The organism is Streptomyces sp. 8K308 (assembly GCF_004348315.1).
GTDB lineage: Bacteria > Actinomycetota > Actinomycetes > Streptomycetales > Streptomycetaceae > Streptomyces.
In genome coordinates, this window is record NZ_SMKC01000071.1 from 1 (window position 1) to 25,648 (window position 25,648).

Genomic DNA, 25,648 nt, shown 5'->3' on the forward strand with positions numbered 1-25,648 from the left:
CGGCCAGGTCGATCATGGGGAGGCGGTTCAGGAGTTCCTCCGGCAGGGAGAAGGCGTCGACGAACTCCTCCAGGTGCGGCGTGAGCCGGGCGCGGAGGTCGTCGGTGAGGGCCGGCAGTCGGCGTACCTCGTCGACCGGCAGCAGGCCGTCGGCCAGGAGTTCGCCGGCGAGCGGGCGCAGTCGGTCGAGGAGGAAGAGCCGGCAGAGGTCGGTCAGCAGGCCGGCGGCCCCGGCGCCGGCTCCGACTCCGACTCCGACTCCGACGATGTCGATGGCGTCGAGGAAGGCGTCCGTGGCCTGGACCACGGCGTGGACGGACAGCGCCTCCTGGGCCGGGCCGACGGCGTGGTTCCAGCGGGCCAGTGGGTCTCCGGCCGGCCCGGCGCGCAGCACGGCGGTGGCCCGCGCCCGCTGGGTCGCCTCATGAGCGGCGAGGACCGCGCGCAGCGCGCGTGGGTCGTCCAGGGCGCGGGCGGGGATCGGCCCCTGATGAGGGATGGTCGCGGCGAAGAGCAGTTCGGCGGCGGCCTTCACCCAGATGACGAGATTGTCGCCCTCGGCGGTGATGGGGCCCTCGATGTTGACGAGGAAGTCGGCGATGCCGTTGGCCGGGAAGAGGCCCTGCGCGCCGCAGCGTTCCCGGCTCTCGACGCATATCCGCCGCGCCTCCCACGTGATCCACGCCTTGGCGACCGCGACCAGGCGTTCGGCGTCCTCGCGCAGCGCTGGCTCGTGCTGGGCCCGCGCCCAGGCCCGGGTGGCGGCCCGGTGGAGATGGGTCATGGCGTAGGCGGTGGCGGTCGCCCCCAGCAGCCGGTCGGTGTGGCTGCGGTAGGCGGTGAGCGGCACCCGGCGGCCAGCGGTCATGCCGTTGACGTGGCGACGGCCGGCGTAGCGGACGGCGATCGCCAGGGCGGCCCGGGCGCCGCCGAGACCGCAGGCGCTCATGCACAGTTTGCCGGTGGTGACCCGGCCGATGGCGCGCAGGAACCGCTTGCGCCGGTTGCCAACGCCGCTGGTCATCCGGCCTTCGGCGGTCAGCCGCCCGTGTTCGCCCTGGAGCAGTGCGGAGTGCGGCAGAAGCACCTGGTCGAACGAGGTGAGGCAGTGGTCGACGGGGCTGCCGAGACGTTCGGGGAGCCGCCGCACGCTGATCCCGGGCCTTAACCCCGTGGCGTCGCTCAGTTCGACCAGGAACAGGAAGACGCCCTGGTCCTCGCCGCTCACCAGCAACCGCGCCGCGACGACCGCCGTCTTCGGCCCGCCCGAATCGCTGGTGTTGGGCATGAACTTGCGCGCGCCCGGATGCGGGGTGTGCAGGACGAAGCCGCCCGTGGCGGCGTCGAAGGTGGCGGTGGTCTCCAGCGCCGCCGCGTCGTTGCCGTGGTCGAGTTCGGTGCACAGGAAGGTGCCCACCCGGTCCATCGCGAGCAGCGGCGCCAGATCGCGTTCGGAATGGGGGTCGTGGTCGACGAGGCTGCCGAGGAACAGGTTGTAGTGGATGCCGGCGACGGTGGTGAGTCCGCCGTCCGCCACGGCCAGCCACTCGTGCAGGGCCGCCAGCCGGTGCACATCGCCCGCGAGTCGCCCCGGGGCGTCGAGGGAGGCGTTGACCATCCGCAGCCGCTGGTAGGCCAGTTCGACGCGCTCGGCATGGCTCAGCCCGCCCCGGTGGGCGAGCGCCTCGTCCGCCACCAGGCGCCGCCAGTGCTCGTGTCCGACCTGTGGGTCCTCGTCGAAGAGCGAGCGTGACAGCTCACCGGACAACTGCTTGGCCCTTTGCCGGGCGTTCTGGTTGATCACCGCGCCACCTTAACTTCCCACCGTGACGCAGATGTTGCGGAGAGGCAGCGGACGGTGGCGGGCCGGGCCGCCGTGGAAGCGCGGGTAGCCCCAGTCGGCCGTACGCCACAGGGGGTGACGGGACGGGAGTCCCGATCCGCCAAGCAGAGCGCGGCGTCGTGCCGTTCGAGCACGGCGCGCGGGAAGCAGCGGAGGCGGGCGGCGAACGTCTCGCGCGACGGCAGCCGGTAGAAGGCGTTGTTGTTCTTGACGGTCGCGAACCGCCGCCCGTACTCGGTCAGCCGGTCGGTCGCGCGAGGCCCTCCGGGTAGAGCACGCCTCGCCAGTCCCGGTACTGCCAGCCGGAGGTGCCGATCAGGAGCGGCATCGGTCCGCGCGCCTCCCGGGTCGCCAGGCCCGCAGGGCGAGCGCGCCGGTGGTGGCGAGCAGCGCGGCGCCGGCCAACGGGTAGGCCGCGGCGACGAGTTGCTGGACGGCCGGCAGGTTCAGCTCGGGCCGTGTCTCGTCGTGCGGCAGCAGCCAGCTGGCGTAGGAGCAGCTGAGCAGCGCCGCGCCCCAGGCGCCGGTCCACCAGGCGCGGCCGCGGCGGCGGTCGGCCTCGGTGAACAGCAGCACCAGCACCGGGATCACCCACACCCAGTGGTGGGACCAGGAGACGGGGCTGACCAGCAGCGCGGTGACGGCACAGCTGGTCGCGGCCCAGGCGGGGGCGTGCGGCAGCCGTTCGTCCGCGAGCAGGGCGGCGACGGCGACGGCGACGCCGACGCAGCAGACGAGGACCGCGACGGGCAGCCACCAGTCGGGCAGGTCGCCGGTGCCCAGGGCCCTGGCCAGCACGCCGCGCAGCGACTGGTTGGCGGAGGCCTCGGCGGGTCCGACGCGGTCGCCGGCCAGCACGATGTCGGTCCAGTAGCGCCACGAGTCGCGCGGCAGCACCAGCGCGGCCAGCGCGACGGTGCCGGCGAACGCGGCCCAGGCGCGGGTGGCGCGCCGCAGGTGGGGGTTGTCGGCGCGTTCGCCGCGCCGCAGCCGGCCGGCGGCGAGCAGGGCTCCGGCGACGGTCAGCAGCACGGCGAACAGCCCGGGGGTCAGCTTGATGCCGACGGCCACCCCGGTGGCGATCCCGGCCCAACGGTGGTCGGGGCGGCGGGTGAGGTCCCACAGCAGCAGCACGACGAGCAGCAGGTTGATCTGGCCGTAGCGGATGGTGGCCCAGATCGGCTCGCACCAGACGGCGAGGGCGGCCACGATCAGCGGGGTGCCGCGCTCCCAGGCGATGGGTCGGCACTCGACGGCGTGGCGGCCGACCAGCCGCAGTGAGAGGCGGGCGAGGGCGATCACCAGGCCGAGGTTGAGCAGGCAGACGGCGATCCGTATGGCGTCGACGCTCAGCAGCGTCAGCGGCACGAACAGCAGGGCGGCGAACGGCGGGTAGGTGGCGGGGAGTTCGTGCGCCGTGACGGCCAGGTCGTAGATCTCGGCCCCGGTGCGGGCCGCCCAGCCCTCGGCGCGGTAGACGTCGAGGTCGCCCAGCGGGATGTCCAGGGCGACCTGGGCGAGCAGGCACAGCGTGAAGGAGAGCGCGCAGGCCGCGACCGCGAGCGGCGGTGCGGCAGCCCGCACGCCGACCGCTCGCGGCTCCGGGAGTTTGCTTACGGCCGGAAACACGCGCGCCACCCTAGGGCGGCCGGGCGCGGCGCGCGGGCGGGTGGCGTCGAGTCTCCGCACGCCAACCGCCGGCATCACCCGTTCGCCACATATCACCACCCCCTCCCGCACACCACGCACGAAGATACATATGTTCCGATTTGCCGCTTTCAGGGTGTCGAGGGGTGTGAGGGGTGTGAGGGACATGGCTGCTCCGCACGCGGGCGAGCCGGACGGGGCGCCGGACGGCCCGGCCGTCGCCGTCACCGTCGTGATGCCGACCTACAACGAGGCCGAGAGCCTGCCCGCCGTCGCCCGCGAGCTGCTCGCCCTGCCGCTGCCCGGGCTGCGGCTGCTGGTCGTCGACGACGCCAGCCCGGACGGCACCGGCGCCGTGGCCGACGAGTTGGCCGCGCGCCACCCAGAACGCGTCGCGGTGCTGCACCGCACCGGCAAGGACGGCCTCGGCCGGGCCTACGCGGCCGGCATGGCGGCGGCCGTGGCGCGCGGCGCCGACTACGTGCTGCAGATGGACGCCGACGGCAGCCACCCCGCGCGCCACGTGCCGCAGTTGGTCGGCAGCGCCCTGGCCACCGGAGCTGACCTGGTGGTCGGCAGCCGCTACGTGCCGGGCGGGCGACTCGCCGCCGAGTGGCCGACCCACCGCAGGCTGCTCTCCCGCTGGGCCAACCGCTACGTCGACGCCGTGCTGCGCACCGGGCTGCGCGACATCACGGCCGGCTTCGCGCTGTGGCGGGCCCCCGTCGTCGCGGCGCTCGACCTGGAGCGGACGCGCAGCGCCGGCTACAGCTTCCAGATCGAGCTCAAGCACGCGGCGGTGCGGTCGGGCCGCTCGGTGGTCGAGATCCCCATCCACTTCGAGGAGCGCAGGCAGGGAATCTCGAAGATGTCGGCCGCCGTCCAGCTGGAGGCCGCGATGCTGCCCTGGCAGCTGCTGCTCGCCGGGCTGCCGCGCGGCGGCCTCACCCTCGGCAGGCTCGCCCTCGGTCGTCCGCGGCGGCGCCCGAGGGCGACGCGCGGGGCCAGGTGAGCCGTGGCCGTCGAACGGGCCGTGCCCGCCGCCTCCCGCCCGGCGGCCGGGTCAGGGGTCGCGTGGCGGTTCGGCGCGGCCCTGTGGGAGGCCGCACCCGCGCTGCTGACCTACGCCGCCGTCCGGGCGACCGGCCTGGTGGTGATGGGCATATGGATGGCGGCCGTGGACGAGAGTCCGCACCGCTTCCTCGCCGAGCGCTGGGACTCGCGGTGGTACGCGCGGATCGCCGAACAGGGCTACGGCTACTCGTCGTACAGCAGCGGCCGGGACCACCCCGACGTGGCGTTCTTCCCGCTGCTGCCCGCCCTGGAGCGGGCGGTGACGGCCGTCGTCCCGGTCTCGGCCAACAACGCGGGCCTGCTGGTGGCCTGGACGGCGGGTCTCGGGGCGGCGTGGGGCATCCACGCGATCGCCGCCCTGTCGCACGCGCGCGCGGTGGGGGTGGTGCTGGTCGCCCTGTGGGCCGCGCTGCCGACCGCGTACGTCCAGTCGATGGCCTACACCGAGACCCTGTTCACGGCGCTCGCCGCCTGGACGCTGTACGCCGTGCTGACCGACCGGTGGCGGCTCGCGGGGGTGCTCGCGCTGGCGGCCGGTCTGACCCGGCCGGCCGGGGTGGCGGTGGTGGCGGCCGTGTGGGCGGGCGGCGCCGTGGCGCTGCGGCGCCGGCGGGGCGGCATGCCGCGCGGGCGGGTGTTGGTCGCGATGGCGCTGGCGCCACTCGGCTGGCTCGGCTATGTCGGGTGGGTCTCGGCGCGGCAGGGCAGCCCGACCGGCTACTTCGACGTGCAGAAGGAGTGGGGCAACGGCTTCGACGGCGGCCGGGCCTTCGTGAGCTTCATGGTGGAGATGGTGCGGGTCAACCCGGCGCACGGCCTGCTGCTTCTGACGGTCGCCGGCGCGCTCCTCGCCCTGCTCGTGGCGTGCGTGCGGCACCGCCAGCCGCTGCCGCTGCTCGCCTACACGGTCGTGATATCCGTGACCGCCCTGGTCGGCGGCGGCTACTTCACCTCGCGCCCCCGGCTGTTGATGCCCGCCTTCCCGCTGCTGCTGCCGCTGGCCGCCCTGTTGGCCCGACTGCCGCGCGCCGCGACCGCCGGTCTGCTGGCCGCCGCCGCGGTCGGCTCCGGGATGTACGGCACCTGGTTCGTCCTGGGGCAGTTGGGGCCGCCGTGACGAGGCCCTACCCCTTCACCGCGCCGTCCGTCAGGCCGGAGAGCACCGCGCGGCGGAAGACCAGCACCAACAGCGCGACCGGCACGGTCGCGGCCATCGCGGCGGCGAAGATCACGCCGAACGGCACCTGGTAGCGGTCGCCGTAGATGGCGATGCCGACCGGGATGGTGCGGAAGTCGCTCTCGCTGTTGAGGGTGAGCGCCATCAGGAACTCGGTCCAGGTCGCGGCGAACGTGAAGACGCCGGCCGTGAACAGCGCGGGCCCGGCCTGCGGCAGGATCACCGAGCGCAGCGTACGAACGACGCTCGCGCCGTCGATCGTCGCCGCCTCCTCGAGCTCGCGCGGCAGGTCGAGCATCGAGTTCCGCAACATCCAGATGGCGAACGGCAGATGGAACGCGACATAGGGGATGATCAGCCCGCCGTGGCTGTTGAGCAGGCCCAGTTCGCGCTCCACCAGGTAGAGCGGGGTCACCACGGCGATCACCGGGAAGACGGAGATCATCAGCAGCCCGACCATCACCGGGCCCCGGCCGCGCATCGGCAGCCGGGCGAGGGCGTAGCCGGCGAACAGCGCCAGCCCCAGCACCACGGCGGTCGCGCTCACGCACACCACCACGCTGTTGAACAGGTAGCGGCCCATGTCGGCGTCGTCCAGCGCGTGCCGGTAGTTGTCGAGCGTCGGGTCCTCGGGGAAGAGGGTGGGCGGCGAGGCGCCCGCCTCCACCGGGGACTTGAACGAGGTCACCGCCATCCAGTACAGCGGTGCCGCCGTCAGCACCACGAGCACCAGGCCGCCGACCGTCACCGGGTTGAGGTAGCGCCGCACGCCCGTCCTGTGCCGCCCGCGACCGCGCCCGCTCATGCCGTGCCCCCTTCGCCGGCCTCGTCCACATGCGATCGGAACGCCCGCAGGAACAGCAGGCAACAGCCCAGCACCAGCAGCCCGGTGGCGGTGGCGACGGCCGCGCCCATGCCCATGTTCAGGTCCTGGAACAGCGCCTTGTAACCGAGCATCGCCAGCGACTGGGTGGCGGTGCCCGGGCCGCCCTGGGTGAGCACGAACGGCAGGTCGAAGATGCCGAACGCCTGGAGGACGCGGAACAGCACGGCCACCACCATCACCGGGCGCAGCGCCGGCAGCACCACGCTGAAGAAGGTGCGCCACGCGCCGGCGCCGTCCACCTCGGCCGCCTCGTACCGCTCGGCCGGGATGCGGACCAGGCCGGCCAGCACGATGACGGCGACGAACGGCGTGGTCTTCCAGATGTCGGCCACGGCCATCGCGGTGATGGCGGGCGCCGGGGTGCCGAGGATCACTGGCGGCTCGTCGAGGAACAGGCCGAAACCCCAGGTCACCGCGCCGTAGCTGGCGTTGTAGAGGTAGCCCCACAGTTGCGCGGAGACGACGGTGATCATCGACCAGGGGATGAGCAGCAGCGCCAACAGCCAGCCGCGGCCCACCTCGAGCCGGTCGAGCAGCACGGCCACCGCGATGCCGAGGGCGAGTTCGACGGCGACGGTGACCAGCGTGTAGCCGACGGTGAAGACCAGCGCCTCCCGCCAGGCCGAACTGGCCAGCATCGTCGTGTAGTTGGCGAAGGTCCACTCCTCCACCCGCAGCCCGTCGTAGGTGAGCCTGACCTGCGTGAAGCTGATCGCGACCGAGTAGACGACGGGGAAGATGGTCACCGCGGCGACCACCACGAGCGCCGGCAGGGTGAACAGCCACCCCGTGCGGGCCCTGCGCCTGGTCAGACTGGGCTCGGTCAGACTGGGCACTCCGCTCACGGCGCCTCCCCGTTCGCCCCGCCGCGGCAGCGGCTGTTGTCACGGTCGCCCGCGCGGCGAACCCAGCTCGTCGTCGTGGCCCCCGGCCCGGCAGCCGCTCGTGCGTCGCTCACAGCGCGTTGCCCTCCAGGGCGTCCGCGATGCCGGCCCTGGCGCGCTCCAGCGCCTCGGTGGGCGAGACGCCGCCGCTGAGCACGGTGTTGACCGACGTGTAGAGGGCCTTGCTGACCTGGGGGTAGTGCGGGGACCTGGTGGGCCTTGGCACCAGCCGGACCTCGTCGGCCAGCGCGATCACCGGCGTCGGGGAGCGGCGGGCCTCGGCACCGGCGCGCACGGCGGTCAGTGCGGGCAGGTAGGCCGTGTTCCTGAGCATGATCAGTTGTGCCTCCTCCTCGGCGCAGAACCGGGCGAACGCGACGGCGGCGCCGGGGTTCTCGGAGTGCGGGTTGATGAAGTTGCACCAGCCGCCGAGGCAGCCGTTGCCGGACTCGGCGCCCTCGAAGCCGGGGCGCGGCACCACGCCGACCCGGCCGGCGACGGGCGAGTCGGGTGCCTCCACCACGCCCCACACGTAGGCCCAGTTGCGGAGGAAGGCGGCCTGGCCGCCGACGAACGCGTCGGTGGAGTCCTGCTCGCGGAAGGTGCCGACGGCGCGCGGCGTGACGCCGTCCGCGACCAGGTCGCGCAGCAGGGTCAGGGCCCGCTCGGCGGGGCGACCGCCGAGCGTCACCCGGGTGCCCTCCGCGTTCAGGATCTCGCCGCCGGCGTCGGCGACGAACTCGGCGACGTTGGCGGTCAGTCCCTCGTAGACGGCGCCCTGGAAGACCAGGCCGTACTCCGCGCCCCCGGCCCGCTGGATCGTCCGGGCCGCGGCCGTCAACTCCTCCCAGGTGGTGGGCGCCTCCAGGCCGTGCCGGTCCAACAGGTCACGCCGGTAGTAGAGATAGGACTGGTCGGCGAAGAAGGGGAAGGCGTAGGTGTCGTCCGCGTAGCCGAGCGCGTGCGTCAACGACTCGGGGTAGGCCCGCCAGTAGTCCGCGCCGACCACGGCGTCGAGCGGCAGCGCCAGCGCGTTGTGGGCGAACTGCGAGGGCCAGGCGACGTCCCCCATGTAGAGATCGGGCGAGGTGGCGCCGCTGGCGACGGCCGTGGAGAGCACCGACCGGGAGATGTCGGTGACGGCGGGCGCGTCGACGGTGGTCACCGTGATGTTGGGGTGCCGGCGGCGGAAGGAGTCGATCAGCAGCCGCCGCAGGTCGCCGCCGTCGTCGGTGGCCATCGGGAAGGACCACCACCGCACGGTGACCTCGCCGCGCGGCACCTCCGCCGCCCGCCCCGGGTCGGGCGCGCCGCCGGTCCCGGCGCCGCAGCCGGCCAGCGCCGCCACGCCAAGGCCGGTGCCGGCGCCCAGGAGGCTCCTGCGTCTCAACGACATGCAGCACGACTTCCCTGTGCGCCATGTGAGTTAACGCGCCATCCGGTGAGGGAGGGTGAGGGACCCGCGAACGCCCGGTGGGGGTCAGGGCGGGAGACAGGGCGACGAGGCGAGCAGCCCGGCGGCGCGATCGTCCTGCCGAGGGCGCCGACCCGGGGTGCCGCCGGGCGCCGCCGCGGCGCAGCGGCGGCCGCGAGGAGCTCCTGCGCTCGCTGGCCGCCATGTCGCCGGACGACGCCGAGCGCGTCATCGTCGAGGCGTTGGCCGAGCTCCTCGCCGCCGTGCCGCACGCCGACCGCGCCGAGCTCTCCCCTGGCCGCCGCCGGCCGAACCTGCGGCACCTGGCCCGCCTCGTCCACCAGCGGCTCGGGAGCCATCCGCCCCCCCGGCTGACGGGCGGCCGGCGCCCCTCAGCTCCCCGAGCACCGCCCGCCGCGTCGCGACCGGTGAGGGGCTCCGCTGACGTGTCGAACCCCCTAGCGCAACTCGAGGACCGTGGCCACCGACGCCGCGACCGAGCGGCCCCAGGCCCGGTGACCGGCCGGGCTCGGATGGAAGCGGTCGGCGGCGAGGCCGGCGGCCGGGCTGATCGGCAGGGCGCCGACCGGCAGGTGGCTGACCCCGGCCCCGCGCGCGGCCACCCTGCGGAGTTGGGCGTCGAGCCGGCGCGCGTAGGCGCCGAGCGGCCACCGCGCCCACAGCGGCAGGGCCGGGAAGCGGTGCACCGGCGGCAGGCCGACGAGCATCACCGGCACGTCGCGACCCAGCAGGTGCCGGATCGCCGAGACGAGGGCCGCCACGTCCCGGCGGAACGCGGCCGGCCGGCGCAGCCGCAGCGCGTCGTTGGCGCCGACCACGACGAGCACGAGGTCCGGCTCCCAGCCGCGCGTCGGGTCGGTGAGCCGGTCAAGCAGGGAGTCGCGGATCCAGCGGGCCGTGGCACCGCTCCGCGCCACCACCCGCCAGGAGACCGCGCGCCCGGTGAGCGCGGCGAGGGCGGCGGCCACCTGTCCGGGCAGCGCCTCCTCCTGGGTGGCGGCCCCCACGCCGGCGGCGGCCGAGTCGCCGATCATCACCACCCGCAACACGGGCCCCTCACCCGGCAGTTCGCCGCCGCCGTCGCCGGCCGCCTCCGGCAACCGCGGGACCCCGGTCATCAGCCGTCGCGTCACCCGCATGACCCCACCTCCATAACAGCGTTATGCTCACATAACAGCGTTATGCTGGCGGCCGTGTCAAACCCGGTCCCCACGCGCCTCCTGTCCGCCGCCGCCCGGCTGCTGTCGGAGGAGGGACCGGCGGCGCTGACGACCCGCCGGCTCGCCCGGGAGGTCGGCACCTCCACGATGGCCGTCTACACGCACTTCGGCTCGCTGCCCGACCTGGTGCGCGCCGTGATCCACGAAGGCTTCCAACGGGTGGCCGACCGGCTGCGGGCGCTGCCGACCACCGACGACCCGGTGGCCGACCTGTTCGAGAAGTGCCGGGTCACGCTGGAGTACGCACGGGCCGAGCCGCACCACTTCACGGTCATGTTCAGCGGCTCGCCGCTGGCCGGCTTCCAGATGTCCGAGGAGGACCTGCGCATCGGCTCCCACGCCCTGCGCATCGCCCGGGACGCCATCGAACGCTGCATCGTCGCCGGGCGGTTCAGGCCGGCCGAGCCCTGGCTGGTGACCCGACACCTGTGGTGCCAGATGCACGGCCTCATCCAACTCGAACGCGCCGGCTACTTCGGGCCGGCCTTCGTGCCGCCCGGCACCCCCTATCTGGACACCTGTCTGCGGGACTTCGCGGTCGGCGCCGGCGACACCCTGGAGGCCGCCACGACCTCCGTGGCACGCCCACGCCCCGCCCAGGACTGAGGTCGCCGCGCCGGAACGCGTGGCCTTCGCGGTGCCGCTCTGACAGCGTTCGACGTGCCACGCAGCCCCGCGAAAGGACCACCATGCCGAGCGCCGTCACCCTGATCCGCTCCGGTTCGCTCTCCGACGCCGCCCAGGTCCGCCACCTGCTGCCCGGCACCCCGGACTGCGCCACCCTCATCACCAGCCGGGTGCGGATGGTCGACCTCGCCGGGGCCCACCTCGTCGACCTCGACGTGATGAGCCCCGAGGAGGCCCTGACCCTCTTCACCCGCATCGTCGGCGCCGAGCGGGTCAACGCCGAGCGCAAGGCCGCCATGGACGTCGTCGCCGCCTGCGGCTTCCTGCCCCTGGCCATCCGCATCGCCGCCTCCCGGCTCGCCTCCCGCCGCACCTGGACCGTCTCGGTGCTGGCCAGCAAGCTCAGCGACGAACGCCGCCGCCTCGACGTCCTCAAGGCCGGCGACCAGGCCGTCAAGGCCACCTTCGAGCTCGGCTACGGCCAGCTGGACGCCGAGCAGGCCCGCGCCTTCCGACTGCTCGGCCTCGCCGACGGCCCCGACATCTCGCTCAACGCCGCCGCCGCGCTCCTCGACCGCGACCCCGACACCACCGAGAGCATCCTCGAGAACCTCGTCGACACCTCGCTGCTGGAGTCCGCCGCCCCCGGCCGCTACCGCTTCCACGACCTCGTCCGCCTCTTCGCCCGCGCCCGCGCCGAGCGCGACGAACAGCCCCCGGCCGAGCGGGACGCGGCCCTGCTGCGGGGCCGACTGCCTGCTCGCCTGCGCTCGACACTCCACCGGAACAGAGCAGCTGCCCAAGGCAGCTGATCTGTTGCTCGTAGCAGGCGATCGCCGCCTGGTGGTCGCTGCGCCACGGCCACGGCTGCGCCTATCTGACGCGCCGCCTCGACGACCACGCGAGGGCGGCCGCGGTCGCGGCCGCCCTGGGCGACGACCTGGCGGTGGTCGGCGAGGACTGAGCCGCCACCAGGCGCTGTCAGGCGCCCGTCACCGGTGCCTGGAGCTCCGTCACCCAGTCATCCCGGTTCTCCGGGCACTCCAGGCTGACCTCCCTCGGATAGCCCGTCGACCGGTGGCCGTTCGCGTCGATCCAGCGGACCAGGGCCTGGGCGGTGGGCAGCACCGTGTCCATGGAGCCGCGGTGCACGACGGTCGCCGCCTGGTCGATGGCCGGCAGGTCGAGCACCCGCAGGTCGCCGTCCCTGAGCGGCGCGGAGACCTGGACGGCGGCGTGGACCAGGATCCGGCCGCCGCCCTCCGGGGCGTCCTCGTAGGAGGCGATGCCGGGCCCTGTGGGCTCCACCCCGGCCTCGCCAAGGCGGCCGAACAGCTCCTCGTAGAGGGGGCCGATGACCGGTCCGATGTCCTCCGGCTCGAAGCTGGCGGCGGTCGCGGTCAGCTGGGCCACCCGGACGGCCGGCACGGCCTTGAGGACGACGTCGTTCGTGGGCATGCGCCCCTCGCTCTCGATCGACCGGAGCCTCGACTCGACCCGCGTCAGGCGGGCCGCCGCCTCGGCCATGGTGGCCGCGAGCTCGGCCCGCCGCAGCCGGAGCATGCCGCGCAGCTCCTCGACGCCCACCCGCTCGTCGATGATGTCCCGCACCTGCTGGAGGGTGAAGCCGAGGTCCTTGAGCGCGATGACCCGGTTGAGGCGGGCGAGTTGGGCGGCCGTGTAGTAGCGGTAGCCGGTGGCGGGGTCGACGTGGGCCGGCCGCAGCAGTCCGGTGGCGTCGTAGTGGCGCAGCATCCTGACCGACACACGGCCGTGCCGGGCGAAGTCTCCGATGGTGAACATGACGCCTCCCAGGTCACCACCTCACCCGGTGTGAGGGTCAAGCCCAGGACTCCGCGCCGGCGTGACGGCGTGACGGCGTGACGGAGGTGTGCGGCCACGCCGGCACGGCGTCACGCGGCGCGTAGTTCGTCGCGGAGCCGACGGGCCACCTGGCCCATCAGGGCCTCGGCCGCGGGTTGGATGCTCGCGGCCACCCGGGACTCGGTCAGCGCGGCCACCGCGTACGCCTGGCCGTCGGCGTGCTTGACCACCCCGACCTCGTGGCGGAGGTTGAGCAGGGTGCCCGTCTTGGACGCCCAGGTCGAGGTGTCCGAGACGAAGTCCGGGGCGAGGCGGTGGCGCAGCAGGTTGTCGGCCATGAGCCGCCGCACGCCCGCCGCGACGTCCTGGTGGACCGGGGACGGGGTGGTCCACAGGGCCTGGAGGAGGTCGACGAAGGCGCGCGCCGTGCCGACGTTGGTGCGCGAGACGTCGAACTGCGGCAGCCGGTGGCCGCGACCGGCCGTGCCCGCGTCGATCGCGAGGGCCTGGGCGAGGTGCGCGTCCGGCCCTTGGAGGTGCTCCCACGGGGTGTCCGTGAACTCCCGCATCATGTGCCGGACCACGATGCCGCGCAGCCCGAGGTCGTCCAGGATGGCGCCGACCTCGGCGGGCGGGGTGAGCTCGAACAGCGCGTCGGCTGCGACGTTGTCGCTGATGGCCATGGCGAGATGGAGCAGGTCGTCCACCGCCACGCGGGCCGGGTGGCGGAAGCGACTCAGTCCGGTGGGCCCGGGAACGGTGCTCCGCCCCGGCCGCACCTCGATCGGGGTGGCGCCGTCGAGCTCCCCGCGGCGGATGCGTTCCAGCGTGGCCAGGGCGAGCGGGACCTTCGCCAGCGACGCGACGGGGAACTCGATGTCGGGGTCGATGCCGAGTTCGTCGCCCGTCTCCAGGTCGCGGACGAGGAACGAGCCGCGCAACCCGCCGTCGCGCAGCGCCTGTCGGAGCTCCCTCAGCACCCCGCTGGTGCCGGCGCTCACGACGCCACCTCGGCGGCCTGGTCCTGGCGCTCGGTGGCGGCGCCGAGGCAGCGGGCGATCCCGCGCCCGCACGCCTCCCGGACGCGGGCGGCGTCCGCGTCCGCCTCGTCCGCCACCACCAGCGCGTAGCCGCGGCCGAAGCCGGCGGCGAGCTCGCCGATCGGCCGCCAGTGGAGCCGGAGCTCCCCGGCCTCGGCGGGCGAGCAGAGCAGCGCGTCGCCGTGGCTGAGCACCTCGGCGGTGGCGGCGGCGAGCGAGTGCGCGACGGCCAGCTGTGCCGGGCGCAGCCCGACGGCGTCGCGCAGCCTGGTGAGGCCGTCCCTGATGTGCGGCACGTCGTCCTCGGCCTGGAGCCAGACGCGGCGGGGGCGTTGGCCGCGGTCGGTCCGCCCCGGCCGGAGGGTGTCCAGGTAGATGGGCCGGCCGCCGGGGTCGGCGGCGACGGCGAGGCCGAGCGGCACGGTCCAGGTCGCCTCGGTGGGCGGCAGCGCCAGCAGGGCGGCGCGCACCTGCCGGGTGCGCAGCAGCTCGGCCCGTTCCGCGGGTGGGGCGGTGCGGGGGTCGAGGCGGAGGCCGTGGCCGTGCGCTTCGGCGATGAAGTGCGCCAGGGCGCCGGTGCCGCAGGTGGCGGGCACGGCGAGCCGCAGCGGCGCGTGCCGGGCGGCCTCCGCCTCCTGTTCGAGGCGGTCGGCGACCCGCACCAACTGGGCGGCGAGCGGCAGGACGTCCCGGCCGAACGGGGTGAGCGCGGCCGGGCGCGAGGACCGCTCGAGCAGCCGGTCGCCGAGGTGCCGCTCCAGCGCCGCGATCCGGCGGCTCGCGACGGACTGCGCCATCCGGGCCGCCGCCGCGCCGACCGTGAAACTGCCGCGCTCGCTCACGTTGACGAACGCGCGGCACGCTCCCACCAGATCCATGGATCCGCATTATGCCAAAGCGGCATGGAACCGCGCGTTCAGGGCTTGGACGCCGCGGGCCACGAGGACGAAGGGTGGGCCGACGAGACCGAGAAGACCAAGGAATGCGGAGGATCGGCATGACACGGGACGGGCGATGGCGCGGCGGCGCCCGGGTGGGCGGTGTGCTGGCGCTCGTCGTTGCGGTGCTGGCGGTGGTCGGGGTGCTGGTGCTGCGCGGGGACGAAGGGGACGGCGGCGAGGAGGCGGCGGCCGAGGGGGCGCGGCGGTTCCTCAACGCCTGGGCGGCCGACGACCTGGCGACGGCGGCCGGGCTCACCGACGACCCGGAGGCGGCACGGTCGCTGCTGGAGTCCGTGCGGGACAACACCCGCCCGGAGCGTCTCGAGTTCGCGCTGGCCGGCGATCCCGAGCCGGTGGAGGAGGACGGGGAGCGTGGCGGGTCCACGCTGGCCGTGCCGTTCACCGCGACGTTCACGCTGGGCGGGCTCGGCGAGTGGTCGTACGAGTCGACGGCGCTGATGCGGCCCGGTGACGGCGAGGGTTGGCTGGTGGCCTGGGAGTCCGCCCTGGTGCACCCGGAGCTGGCCGGCGGCCAGACCCTGGTGTTGACGACGGACGAGGCCGAGCGCGCGCCGATACTCGCGGCGGACGGCAGCCCGCTGGCCGGTCCCTCGACCGTGTGGGACGTCGGCGTCCGGCCGGCGGACCTCGCCGAGCCGGCGGCGGCCTGGGCGGCGCTCGAGGCGCTGGACGTCGGGATCGACACGGAAGCGCTGGCCGACCGGGTGGCGGCGGCCGAGCCCGACCAGGTGGTCGCGGTGGTGACGCTGCGGGACGCGGTCTTCCAGGAGCACGCTCCACGGCTGCGGGCCGTGCCGGGTCTCGAGTTCGTGGAGGGCACCCGGCAGTTGGCGCTCTCGGCGCGGGCCGTGGTCGGCGCCCTCGACCCGGAGAGCGGCGCGGGGGTCTCGGGGCTCCAGGAGCGGTACGACGAGGAGTTGTCAGGCGGCGGCTCGGCGGCCATGATGATCGCGGACCGGGCCTCGGGGGCGGCCGTGGAGACGCTCCGCGAGTGGGAGGGCGGCGAGGAGGGCAGCCCGGTGCGGACCACGATCGACCCGGCGACGCAGGCCGCCGCCGAGGCGGCGCTCGACGACGCGGGCCGGGAGGGCGCGATCGTCGCGGTCCAGCCGTCGACCGGGCACGTGCTGGCCGCCGCCGACTGGCCGGCGGACGGCTTCGACCGGTCGCTGCGCGGGCAGTTGGCGCCCGGCTCCACGTTCAAGGTGGTGACGACGGCGGCGCTGCTCGAGGGCGGCGCGACGCCGGACGAGGTCCTCGGCTGCCCGCGCACCGTCACCGTGGACGGGCAGTCCTTCGAGAACCAGGACGAGTTCGAGCTCGGCCCGGACACCACGCTGCGGGAGGCGTTCACCGCGTCCTGCAACACGGCCCTCATCGACCACCGCGACCGGTTCGTGCCCGACACGCTGACCCGCACCGCCGAGGCGTTCGGCATTGGCGCCGAGTGGAGCGTCGGCGCGGCCACCTTCGACGGCGCCGTGCCGGTCGCCGAGAGCGACAACGAGCTGGCCGCCTCGCTGATCGGCCAGGCCCGGGTGCAGGCCAGCCCGCTGGTGATGGCCTCGGTCGCCGCGACCGTCGCGGAGGGCGCCTTCCGCCAGCCGGTGCTGGTGCCGGCGGCCGTCGACGCGCCGCACCGGGCGTCCGCCGAGCTCAGCCAGGGGACGTTCCAGGCGCTGCGGTCGATGATGCGCGAGACCGTCACCGCGGGCTCCGCCTCCGCACTGGCCGGCGTGTCGGGCGAGCCGCACGGCAAGACGGGCACCGCCGAGTTCACGGACGAGGACGGCGAGCTCTCCACCAACGCCTGGATCATCGGCTTCCTGGGCGAACGCGACCTGGCCTTCGCCGTGGTCCTGGAGGACGGCGGCTCGGGCGGCAGCGACGCGGGCCCGGTCGCCGCCGACTTCCTGGCGGGGCTCACGGGCTGACTATGCCGATCCGGCATGGAACGGCGCACTGGCGTCCCGGCCCCCGCGCCACCACGTGGCCCGAGGGGGCCGGTCTCGGCCGCTGGCGACCGAGACCGGCTCCGTCCGGCGCGCCCGTCAGAGCGAGCGGCTCAGGCCGTCCTGGCTCTCCTCAGCCGGTTCGGCGGCGGAGGAGACGGTGGTGCTGAGCCCCTCGCCCTCGATGTCCACGTTGGGCAGCACCCGGTCGAGCCGCTTCGGCAGCCACCACGCCCGCTCTCCGAGCAGCGCCAGGACGGCCGGCACGATCGTCATGCGCACCACGAAGGCGTCGAAGAGGACCGCCACCGCGAGCCCGAGACCCACCATCATGATCATCGTGTCGGGGGAGCCGACGAAGCCGGAGAAGACGCTGATCATGATGACGGCCGCGGCGGCGACGACCCCGGCCCCGTGCGCGAAGCCCGACTCGACCGCGTCCCGCGGCGAGGCCCCGTGGACGTACGCCTCCCGCATCCGGCTGACCAGGAAGACCTCGTAGTCCATCGCCAGGCCGAACACGATGCCGATCAGCAGGATCGGCATCAGGCTCATGATCGGCCCGGGCTGCTCGACGCCGAGCAGCCCCGCCGCCCAGCCCCACTGGAAGACCGCGACGACGACGCCGAGCGACGCGAGCACCGAGAGCAGGAAGCCGAGCGCCGCCTTCAGCGGCACCAGGATCGACCGGAACACCAGGATCAGCAGCAGGAAGGCGAGCCCGATGACCAGCGCCATGTAGGGCACGAGGGCGCCCTGCATCCGCTGCGACACGTCGATGTTCAGCGCCGTGAGACCGGTGACCAGCACGTCCGCGTCCGCCGCCGCGGCCTCACCGGCCACGCCCGACCTGATCTGGTCGACGAGGTCCTCGGTCCCGGCCTCGGTGGGGCCGGTGTCGGGGATCACCGTGACGGTCGCGGTGTCCCCGTCCGGGTTGAGCGCGGCCGAGGACGCGGCGGCCACCCCGTCGAGCCCGGCGAGCGAGTCGGCGACCGACTCGACGACCCGCTCGGGCTCCGCGGCGCGGGCGGCGTCCACCACCACGAGCAGCGGCCCGTTGAAACCAGGGCCGAACGAGTCGGCCAGCATGTCGTACGCCTGGCGCTGGGTGCTCGACGTGGACTGCGACCCGTCGTCCGGCAGCCCGAGGCGCAGGCTGGTCGCGGGGAGGGCCACGACCCCGAGCCCCGCGACCGCGGCCAGGAGCACGGCGAGCGGACGGCGCGTCACGAACCGCGCCCACCGCACGGCCAGCCTCGGCCCGGCGGCGGCCGAGTCCCCCGCCCGCCGCTCGCGCCGGCCGAGGACCCGGTCGCCGGCGAAGCCGAGCAGGGCGGGCAGCAGCGTGAGACCGACCCCCACGGCGATGACCACCGCCCCGGCCGCCGCCAGACCCATCTTGGTGAGCACCGGCATGTTCACCACGAACAGGCCGCCCAGCGCGATGACCACGGTCAGGCCGGCGAAGACGACCGCCGAGCCGGCCGTGCCGGCGGCCACCCCGACCGCGTCGTACGCCGCGCGCCCCACGGCGCGCTCGTGCTTGTAGCGGGAGACGATGAACAGCGCGTAGTCGATGCCCACCGCGAGGCCGATCATGACGGCGAGGATCGGCGTCATGCTGTCCAGGCCGAGCGGCCCCGAGAGGGCCGCCACCCCGGCGAAGGCGATGCCGACGCCCACCAGCGCGGTCAGCAGCGGCAGCCCGGCGGCCACCAGCGAGCCGAGCGCCACAAGCAGCACCACGGCGGCGACGGACACGCCCACGATCTCGGTGGGGCCGAGGACCTCGGGCTCGACGCTGAGCGCGTCCCCGGTGCCCTCCACGGTGAAGCCGGCGTCGCGGCCCAGGTCCATCGCCTCGGTGAGCCCCTCGCGGTCGGCGTCGGTCAGCTCGTTCGACGGCTCGGCGTAGCTCACCCGGGCGTAGGCGGTGCGGCCGTCGCCGCTGACCGACCCGTCCGTGGTGAAGGGGTCGGTCACCTCCGCGACCCGGGGCGAGCTCTCGCCCAGGGCGGCGACGACGTCCCCGACGGCGGCCCGGTGCCCGTCGGAGGTGATCTCGTCGCCCTCGGGCGCGCGGAAGACGACGCTGGCGGTCGCCCCGTCCGCGGCCGGCCCGGGGAAGCGCTCGTCGAGCAGGTCGAAGGCCCGCTGCGCCTCGGTCCCCGGCACGGTGAACGCCGACGTGGCCGCGCTCGAGCCGCCGAGCATGCCGGCGCCGGCGATCGCGAGGATGACGAGCCACAGGAACGACACCAGCCAGCGGCGCCGGAAGGACCAGCGGCCGAGCCGGTAGAGAAGGGTAGCCACCGCGTAAGTCTCCTATCGGGTGATAAATCGACCTGGCGAACGAAGGACGAACCCGGCACGTGGAGTGCCGTCGTGGGCCCGGTGGGGATCTGCCCGCCGCGGGAACTACCGCAGGGCGAGAACGGGAAGGATGACCCGGTCGAGGTAACGGGTGAGCGCGTCGAGGTCCCAGTCCTCGGCGTCGACGAGGGGGCCGGCCAGCAGACAGCCGATCAGCATGTGCGTCAGATAGGGCACGGCGGGCCCCTCGGCGGAGATCTCACCGCGCTCCACGGCGGCCGCCACCGCCTGCCGCACCGGCTCGAAGTCCCGGCCGATCACGACCTCGCGCAGCACGTCGAGGGCCTCGGCGTCGGTGAGCGCCGTCCGGTAGAGGCCGACCAGCACCTCCAGGTCGGAGTTCTGCTCGGCGAAGTGCGTCAGCCAGTGCCGCAGGTCGCCGGCGAGCGAACCGGTGTCGGCGTGCTCCGCGGTCATGGGGCCCGAGGCCCGCAGCGCGCTGGCGACCAGCGTCCGCTTGTCGCCCCACTGTCGGTAGAGGGTGGCCTTGCTGCTCCGGGTGCGGGCCGCCACCTCCTCCAGGGTGAGCTGCTCGTACCCCTTCTCCCGGATGATCTGCAACGTGGCGCCCAACAGGGCCCGTTCGCGCTCCGGGGTGAGGCGGCTGTAGCGCCTTCTGGTTACCGACCTGACCGTCATCACCGGCGCCTCCGGGGCACGCGTCGCTCAGCCGTGTGATATCGATACGACAGCGGTTCGATCCGCGACCGTTTCGATATGCGAGCGTAGGCCTTCCCCTCGCCGGAACGCAAACGAACCGCTCCGACACACACCGTGTCGACAGGGACGGGCCCCGCCCGGACGCGGCAGGCGTCCGGGCGGGGCCCGTGGGTGAGATGGAGCGGAGGGCGGCTCAGAAGGTCACGTCACTGCAGAAGAAGTAGATCTGGTCCGCGTGCGAGGCCTTCCAGACGGTGTAGACGACGTGGTGGCCGGAGCGGCCGGGCGCGCTGACGTTGACCGTGTAGTTGCCGGCGGGCGCGTACCTGCCGGTGTTGGCCAGCAGCTCCAGGTCACCCCAGTCCAGGGCGTCCGTCTGCGCGTTGTACCCCTGCCTGGTCACGTAGACCCGCAGGTAGTCGGCACCGTGGTAGGCCTGGTCGAGGACATTGACCGTGAAGTTGTTGCTGATGGACGAGGTCCTCCACGCGCCCGGGTTGTCGAGCGAGTTGTACCGGCCGTCCCCCGTGTGGCCAGCGCTGCACAGCTGGTTGTCGGGGATGAAGGCCTGGTAGTTGCCGTTCGTGCCCTCACGGTACAGGCCGTTCCAGTTCCACATGGCGTTGGTGTCGTACTGCCACGCCTGCCAGCACATGGGGTCCTGCTGCGCCATGGCCGGGTTCTGGAAGTCGTTGCCCCAGCGCTGCCAACAACCGTAGTTGCGGGAGACCGGGTCGGCGGTCGAGCCGTGGGCGGTGGCGGAGGGGCTGGACCATGGCGTCATCAGCAGCATGGCGGCGGCGAGCGCCGCGAGCAGGGCCCGGAAGGTCCAGCGGCGCGCGTCGGTGCGATCGTGTCGTAGTGTCAGCACTGCGACTCCTCGTCCGGAGGGGGGTGGATGTCCGGTACTCGGGAGCGCTCCCAGTCATTGGCCCTTTCCCTCTTCGACACGTGATTGAAACGTTATCCGCCGGCCAACTAGGCGTCGCCGAGCGCGGCGCGCAGGTAGCGGCCGGTGGTCGCCCCGGGGGCGTGACGCGCGCCCGCCGCGTCAGGCGGGCAGGGCGGCCTCGATGGCGGCGGTCACGACGGCCGAGTCGGGTTCGGTCTGGGGGGCGAAGCGGGCGGCGACCGTGCCGTCGGGGGCGATGAGGAACTTCTCGAAGTTCCAGCGGATGTCCCCGCGGTAGTCGTCGGCGTCGGCCGTCTCGGTCAGCCGCGCGTAGAGGGGGTGCCGGGTCTCGCCGTTGACGTCGACCTTCTCGGTGAGCGGGAAGGTGACGCCATAGGTGGCCGAGCAGAAGGTGGCGATCTCCTCGGGGGTGCCGGGTTCCTGCCCCATGAACTGGTTGCAGGGCACGCCGAGCACGGTGAAGCCGCGCGCGCCGTACCGCTGCTGCAACTGCTCCAGGGCCGCGTACTGCGGGGTCAGCCCGCACTTCGAGGCGACGTTCACGATCAGGACCGCCTGGCCCCGGTACTGCGCCAGGTCGGCCTGGCCGCCTCGCAGGGCGCCGATCTCGATGTCCAGCACGGACATTCCCTACCTCTTTCCCGTTCGCTTCCCGTTCGCCGGCTTCAGCCGCTCACAGTCTGGCAGCGGCCGTGGGCGCCGGGCCGGCCGGGTGTCACCCGATGGTGACCACCCGGGCCCAGGCGGGCGGCGCGTCCGGCCGGTAGTCGGGGTTGTTCTCGGACCACCGCCCGGGCTTCGGGGCCCTGCGGAAGAGGCCGACGACCGTCCGGCACGGCGGCCGCTCGGGCCACGGCGTCTGGCCGTCCGTCAGGACCACGACGACGTCGGGGCGCGCCGGCCCGCCGAGCGCCGTGGCGAACCCGGCGCGCAGGTCCGTGCCCCCGCCGCCCACCAGCGGAATTCCCTCGGCCGCGCACAGCGGCCGCGCCACCCGGGCCGCCGCGTCGCACGACACCACGGCCACCTGGTCCCGCCGGCCGCCCACGGCCCGGGAGATGGCGGCGACCTCGAGCAGCGCGCTGCCCAACTCCGCGTCGCTGACCGATCCCGACGTGTCGATGACCACGGCGACCCTGGGCGGTCTGCGCCGCAGACTCGGCAGCACCGCGCGCGGCACCCCGGCCGAGCGCCGCGACGGCCGGCCGTAGGTGTAGTCGTCGCCGACGCCTGGCCCCGAGGCGGCCGAACGGACGGCGGCCCCCAGCAACTCCCGCCACGGCTGCGGCGGGTGGAACGCCTCCTCGGCCCAGCGCCGCCACCCCGCCGGGACCTCGCCCGGGGCGCCGTTTTTGATGCCCTGGGCCACCCGGAACCGCACGGCGTCCCGCTCCTGTTCGCTGAGGCCGTGCGCGCCGTCGGGGCCGAGGTCCCACTCCCGCTCCAGGCCGTCGGCGCCGCTGCCGCAGTCCAGCCAGACCAGGCCCTGGGTGTGCGGCCCGAGCCGGAACCGGTCGAAGTAGTCCTCCATGAGCTCGCCCTCGGGCAGTTTCAGCAACCTCGGCGTGACGGCGTCCCTCGGGCGTGGCAGGCCGTCGCCGAACGCGTCGTCGTTGATCTCGCAGTCCCGTTGCGCGATTCCCAGCGGTTCTCTTGCTGATTCTCTTCCTGCTTCATCGACCGCTGCCAACTCCGGAGAGTGAGGTCTTACGTGGTCTCCACGAGGCGTTTCACCTCTCCGGGGAACTTCCCGGCGAGGGGTGTGATGTCAAACGGTCTGGCCGGCGAGCATCGCGGTCAACAGGTTGTCGGCCGCGTTCTCGTCCCGGTCATGGACGGTACCGCATCCGGCGCAGACCCATACGCGGTCAGCGAGAGCCAGGGAACGGTTGACGCGCTTGCACGCCCCGCACGTCTTCGAGCTGGGGAACCAGCGGTCGGCTTTCCAGACGCGGGAGCCGTACCAGTCGGCCTTGTAGTCGAGTTGGCGCGCGAACTCCGCGAATCCGACATCGGAGATGGCGCGGGCGCGCCCGCGGTTCTTGACCATTCCCTTGACGTGCAGGGTCTCCACGGCGATGGCGGACTTGGTTCTCGTCAGCCTGGTGGTGGTCTTGTGCAGGAGGTCCCGCCGCCGGTCGGCCACCCGAAGATGGAGCCGCCCGACACGGCGCCGCACCTTGGCCCGGTTCCTGGAATTCTCACCCGAGCGGGCGAGCTCACGGTTGGCCCGCTTCAATGCCCGCTGGGCGGCCTTGAGCGGTTTGGGGGCGTGGATCTCCTCCTTGGTGCCGTCGCCGTTCTTGATGACGGCGAAGGTCTTCAGCCCGAGGTCGATGCCGCACGCCGGGGCGTCAGCGTCGACACGGCGGCGCTTGTTGATGTCGTCGCGGTCCACCTCGATCTGGAAGGAGACCCACCAGCGTCCGGCCTGTTCGCGGACGGTGGCACCGAGTATCCGCGCGTTGCCGGTGGCCATACGGTCGACCAGCCACGTCATGTCCTCGCGAGTGGTCACCTCGCCGACGGCGGGGAGCTTGACGGTGCGGGAGTCGAGGGGCTTGGCGCGGTCGGCGTCGTAGCGGAAGCGGGAACCGTGCTTGCGCTTGCGCCACTTCGGCCACCCGAGCCGGGCGCCCTTGCGCTTGCCGTTCTTCGACTCGAAGTAGTTCCTGATCCCGGCCGCCCGCGCTCGGCACGCCTCCTTCGGTACGCGGGAGGACAGCCGGTTCTCCGCGAACCACGGGTAACGCTCGGGGTGAGCGGCCCGCCACTCCTTCTCCAACGCGGGCGCGGACCAGGGAACCCTGGTCAGTTCGGCCTCCGGGATGCCGTAGGTCTTCTCCGCATCGCGCTGAGCCTTCTTCTTCCGCACGGTCTCCGAGCAGAAGTTCTCCACCACCCGCGACAGGCCACAGTGACGGCCCATAAGGACAGCTTGATCTTCGGTCGGGGCGAGTTCGAAACGCAGCCCCTGCTTGTGGTTCAAGAATCGCCCCCCGCTGCTGCGGCGAGGGCCTTCTCGGCCCGGTCGCGGGCGGCGAGGCGGCCGTACAGGCGGGCACAGAACGAGGTGAGCACGGGCATATCGCCCTCATGCGCCCACTTCCAGGCGGTCTGATAGCGAACGCCCTGAAGGCGCGCCCCATCACTGAGTCGCATGAGACTGACAATGCCAGAGAAAAACCAGGAAACACTGACGAATCAGCCAGCAGCAGTCACCCCCATTCGCGGTTCGAGTGAGCATCAGCACTCACCTGTCGCGGATGGGACCCCCAATCTGACGTTGGAGTGATTCATCATCGCGAGGAGCATACCGACGTCGTCAAGAGCGACCGGAAGGCTTCCGAAAACTTTTCAGAACCCGGGCCGCCGCCCGGCCGCGTTCGACGGTCACTCCCCCTCGCGCGAAGCCGCTCACCAGCCCCTCATACCCAACTGACCAGCCGAGACGCTCAGTTCCCGCCCGTCCTGACGGCTCAACAGTTTTCCGTAATCCTTGCGGAAGCTGTTGACAGTCGAAAGGTCCGGGCCCACATTGACATGGCATCGACAGCTAGAGCCGCCGTCGATCCAGGGCACCCGCACCGGCCCACCCCACACCCGTCACCGGGCCCCGTCGCGTCTCACGACGCCCGCGCGCGGTCGGCGCCCGCCCTGGCATCTCCCACCAGCCTTCACGAGGAGGAAGAGTGTCCCCAGACAACAACCCCATCCGCCCGCTCAACCGCCGGACGTTCATCGGCGCCGGCACGCTGGCCCTGGCCACGTCCGCACTGGTCGTCCCCGGCACCGCCCACGCCCAGACCATCAACACCAACCAGACCGGCACCCACAACGGCTTCTACTACTCGTTCTGGACCGACGCCCAGGGCACCGTCTCCATGACGCTGGGCTCCGGCGGCAACTACAGCACCTCGTGGCGCAACACCGGCAACTTCGTCTGCGGCAAGGGCTGGAGCACGGGCAGCCGCAGGAACGTCAACTACTCGGGCAGCTTCAGCCCGTCCGGCAACGGCTACCTGTGCCTCTACGGCTGGACCTCGAACCCGCTCGTCGAGTACTACGTCGTCGACAGCTGGGGCAACTACCGCCCCACCGGCACCCACCGCGGCACGGTCAACAGCGACGGCGGCACGTACGACATCTACCACACCATGCGTTACAACGCGCCCTCGGTCGAGGGCACCCGCACCTTCCCGCAGTTCTGGAGCGTGCGCCAGTCGAGGCGGACCGGCGGCACCATCACCTCAGGCAACCACTTCGACGCCTGGGCGCGTGCCGGCATGGCCCTGGGCAGCTTCCGCTACTACATGATCCTCGCGACCGAGGGCTACCAGAGCAGCGGCAGCTCCAACCTCACGGTCAGCGGCTGATCGTCCGCCGACAGCAGCCCCCTCGGGTCAGCGCGGCTCGCCGAGGAACCGCTCGGCGAGCCGCCGCACCCGGCGACGGACGCGGTCGACCCCGGTGGCGCTGTTGAACGCGGCGAACGGCGGCCAGAGAACCAGGAAGACGGCCAACTCCTCGGCCACCAGCGCCCGTTCAAGCGCCGGACGGTCGCAGGTGCCATCGCCCGCCAGATAGGCGTCGAGCAGCGCCCGGGGCACGGCCACCCCGGCCGGCGTGGCCCGCACGCTGAGGAAGGCCAGGTCCGTGGCCACCCGGCCGAGCCCGGCGGCCTGCCAGTCGCAGAAGACCGGCGCTCCCGTGCCGTGCAGGATGTTGTGGGCGTGGCAGTCGCCGTGCACGAAGGCGGACGGCGACGACGCGAGCAGCTCCCGGAGTTCGGCGCGGCGCGACAGCAACTCGGGCAGGCACGGCAGCGCCTCGGCCCAGAACCCGGCGACCGCCGGCGCGTCCGGCGCGGCCAGGGCCGCGAGCAGCGAATCCTCCCGCGACCACTCCTCGGCCACCGGCGGCGGCATGGCGTGCAGCGCCGCCAGACCGCCACCCACCGCCGCCCACGTCGCCACGCCCCAGGCCGCCGGGTCACGCGGCTCCCCCGCCGCCGCGAGGAGCACGGCCACTCCCTCGGCGCCGTCCCACGCGTCGAGGAGCCGCGGCACCCGCACCGGCACCACGCCCCCGAGCTCCCGGTAGAACCGCAGCTCCCGCCGGGCACCCG

General features: G+C 73.5%; 21 protein-coding genes and 3 pseudogenes. 6 read left to right on the plus strand and 18 right to left on the minus strand.

Annotated elements, in window-relative coordinates; genetic code table 11:
• The 3 genes and pseudogenes from E1265_RS13275 to E1265_RS13285 form a co-directional block, all read right to left on the minus strand.
• Positions 1 to 1,804 (minus strand): acyl-CoA dehydrogenase (locus E1265_RS13275; RefSeq protein WP_243740753.1); only part of this gene is annotated, 1,804 nt, incomplete at its 3' end.
• Between the two features lie 57 nt (positions 1,805 to 1,861).
• Positions 1,862 to 2,171: pseudogene (locus E1265_RS13280) on the minus strand (DUF72 domain-containing protein); the annotation flags it as partial.
• On the minus strand, positions 2,159 to 3,472 hold the full coding sequence (locus E1265_RS13285) for a glycosyltransferase 87 family protein (protein ID WP_165953740.1): 1,314 nt from the start codon (positions 3,470 to 3,472) through the stop codon (positions 2,159 to 2,161). The gene E1265_RS13285 and the pseudogene E1265_RS13280, both read right to left, overlap by 13 nt.
• A gap of 184 nt (positions 3,473 to 3,656) precedes the next feature.
• On the opposite strand from E1265_RS13285, the gene E1265_RS13290 reads away from it, so the two are divergent.
• Together E1265_RS13290 and E1265_RS13295 are read left to right on the plus strand one after the other, a co-directional pair.
• Positions 3,657 to 4,502, plus strand: a complete 846-nt coding sequence (locus E1265_RS13290) for a polyprenol monophosphomannose synthase (protein ID WP_132930505.1) — start codon at positions 3,657 to 3,659, stop codon at positions 4,500 to 4,502.
• 3 nt (positions 4,503 to 4,505) lie between these two features.
• Entirely contained in the window at positions 4,506 to 5,681 is a 1,176-nt protein-coding gene (locus E1265_RS13295; protein WP_132930506.1) for a hypothetical protein, read from the plus strand.
• 7 nt (positions 5,682 to 5,688) lie between these two features.
• Here E1265_RS13295 and E1265_RS13300 read toward each other — a convergent pair whose 3' ends face one another.
• The 4 genes from E1265_RS13300 to E1265_RS13315 form a co-directional block, all read right to left on the minus strand.
• Entirely contained in the window at positions 5,689 to 6,546 is an 858-nt protein-coding gene (locus tag E1265_RS13300; protein WP_132930507.1) for a carbohydrate ABC transporter permease, read from the minus strand.
• Positions 6,543 to 7,472 carry a sugar ABC transporter permease gene (locus E1265_RS13305; RefSeq protein WP_243740754.1) on the minus strand — a complete coding sequence of 310 codons (930 nt, stop codon included), beginning with the start codon at positions 7,470 to 7,472 and terminating at the stop codon, positions 6,543 to 6,545. The genes E1265_RS13300 and E1265_RS13305 overlap by 4 nt, the downstream gene beginning before the upstream one ends.
• A 109-nt stretch (positions 7,473 to 7,581) precedes the next feature.
• Entirely contained in the window at positions 7,582 to 8,907 is a 1,326-nt protein-coding gene (locus tag E1265_RS13310) for an ABC transporter substrate-binding protein (protein WP_132930508.1), read from the minus strand.
• Positions 8,908 to 9,383: 476 nt separating this feature from the next.
• Complete coding sequence (locus E1265_RS13315; RefSeq protein WP_132930509.1) at positions 9,384 to 10,085, minus strand: SGNH/GDSL hydrolase family protein; 702 nt, start codon at positions 10,083 to 10,085, stop codon at positions 9,384 to 9,386.
• Positions 10,086 to 10,139: 54 nt separating this feature from the next.
• Here E1265_RS13315 and E1265_RS13320 point away from each other — a divergent pair, with 54 nt between their 5' ends.
• Both E1265_RS13320 and E1265_RS13325 read left to right on the plus strand, forming a co-directional pair.
• Positions 10,140 to 10,772, plus strand: a complete 633-nt coding sequence (locus E1265_RS13320) for a TetR/AcrR family transcriptional regulator (protein ID WP_207931059.1) — start codon at positions 10,140 to 10,142, stop codon at positions 10,770 to 10,772.
• A 125-nt stretch (positions 10,773 to 10,897) separates the two neighbouring features.
• Positions 10,898 to 11,539 (plus strand): annotated as a pseudogene (locus E1265_RS13325) (NB-ARC domain-containing protein); the annotation flags it as partial.
• 235 nt (positions 11,540 to 11,774) lie between these two features.
• Here the strand turns inward: E1265_RS13325 and E1265_RS13335 are convergent.
• The 3 genes from E1265_RS13335 to E1265_RS13345 all read right to left on the minus strand — a co-directional run bounded on the left by E1265_RS13335 (position 11,775) and on the right by E1265_RS13345 (position 14,535).
• Complete coding sequence (locus E1265_RS13335; RefSeq protein ID WP_132930511.1) at positions 11,775 to 12,596, minus strand: MerR family transcriptional regulator; 822 nt, start codon at positions 12,594 to 12,596, stop codon at positions 11,775 to 11,777.
• Between the two features lie 110 nt (positions 12,597 to 12,706).
• Positions 12,707 to 13,618, minus strand: coding sequence for a serine hydrolase (locus E1265_RS13340; protein WP_132930512.1), 912 nt, complete (start codon positions 13,616 to 13,618; stop codon positions 12,707 to 12,709).
• Positions 13,615 to 14,535: a LysR family transcriptional regulator gene (locus tag E1265_RS13345; protein ID WP_132930513.1), complete on the minus strand. Its 921-nt coding sequence runs from the start codon at positions 14,533 to 14,535 to the stop codon at positions 13,615 to 13,617. The genes E1265_RS13340 and E1265_RS13345 overlap by 4 nt, the downstream gene beginning before the upstream one ends.
• Positions 14,536 to 14,654: 119 nt before the next feature.
• On the opposite strand from E1265_RS13345, the gene E1265_RS13350 reads away from it, so the two are divergent.
• Positions 14,655 to 16,553, plus strand: coding sequence for a penicillin-binding transpeptidase domain-containing protein (locus tag E1265_RS13350; RefSeq protein WP_132930514.1), 1,899 nt, complete (start codon positions 14,655 to 14,657; stop codon positions 16,551 to 16,553).
• A gap of 117 nt (positions 16,554 to 16,670) precedes the next feature.
• Here the strand turns inward: E1265_RS13350 and E1265_RS13355 are convergent, their stop codons facing one another.
• From E1265_RS13355 to E1265_RS13385, 7 genes and pseudogenes are all read right to left on the minus strand, one after another.
• Entirely contained in the window at positions 16,671 to 18,887 is a 2,217-nt protein-coding gene (locus tag E1265_RS13355; RefSeq protein WP_132930515.1) for an MMPL family transporter, read from the minus strand.
• A gap of 105 nt (positions 18,888 to 18,992) precedes the next feature.
• The gene (locus E1265_RS13360; protein ID WP_132930516.1) at positions 18,993 to 19,586 is read right to left on the minus strand and encodes a TetR/AcrR family transcriptional regulator; all 594 of its coding nucleotides are present in this window, start codon (positions 19,584 to 19,586) and stop codon (positions 18,993 to 18,995) included.
• Between the two features lie 214 nt (positions 19,587 to 19,800).
• Positions 19,801 to 20,478, minus strand: coding sequence for a lytic polysaccharide monooxygenase auxiliary activity family 9 protein (locus tag E1265_RS13365; RefSeq protein ID WP_132930517.1), 678 nt, complete (start codon positions 20,476 to 20,478; stop codon positions 19,801 to 19,803).
• 180 nt (positions 20,479 to 20,658) lie between these two features.
• A complete protein-coding gene (locus tag E1265_RS13370) occupies positions 20,659 to 21,147 on the minus strand; it encodes a glutathione peroxidase (RefSeq protein WP_132930518.1) in 489 nt (162 codons plus the stop codon).
• A gap of 88 nt (positions 21,148 to 21,235) precedes the next feature.
• Positions 21,236 to 22,210, minus strand: a complete 975-nt coding sequence (locus E1265_RS13375; protein ID WP_207931060.1) for a VWA-like domain-containing protein — start codon at positions 22,208 to 22,210, stop codon at positions 21,236 to 21,238.
• 78 nt (positions 22,211 to 22,288) lie between these two features.
• The gene (locus E1265_RS13380; RefSeq protein ID WP_132930519.1) at positions 22,289 to 23,509 is read right to left on the minus strand and encodes an RNA-guided endonuclease TnpB family protein; all 1,221 of its coding nucleotides are present in this window, start codon (positions 23,507 to 23,509) and stop codon (positions 22,289 to 22,291) included.
• Positions 23,506 to 23,610: pseudogene (locus E1265_RS13385) on the minus strand (IS607 family transposase); the annotation flags it as partial. The gene E1265_RS13380 and the pseudogene E1265_RS13385, both read right to left, overlap by 4 nt.
• A 602-nt stretch (positions 23,611 to 24,212) precedes the next feature.
• Between E1265_RS13385 and E1265_RS13390 the strand changes: the two are divergent.
• On the plus strand, positions 24,213 to 24,896 hold the full coding sequence (locus E1265_RS13390; protein ID WP_132930520.1) for a glycoside hydrolase family 11 protein: 684 nt from the start codon (positions 24,213 to 24,215) through the stop codon (positions 24,894 to 24,896).
• Positions 24,897 to 24,923: 27 nt separating this feature from the next.
• On the opposite strand, the gene E1265_RS13395 is transcribed toward E1265_RS13390, so the two are convergent.
• Positions 24,924 to 25,648 (minus strand): aminoglycoside phosphotransferase family protein (locus tag E1265_RS13395; RefSeq protein WP_132930521.1); only part of this gene is annotated, 725 nt, incomplete at its 5' end.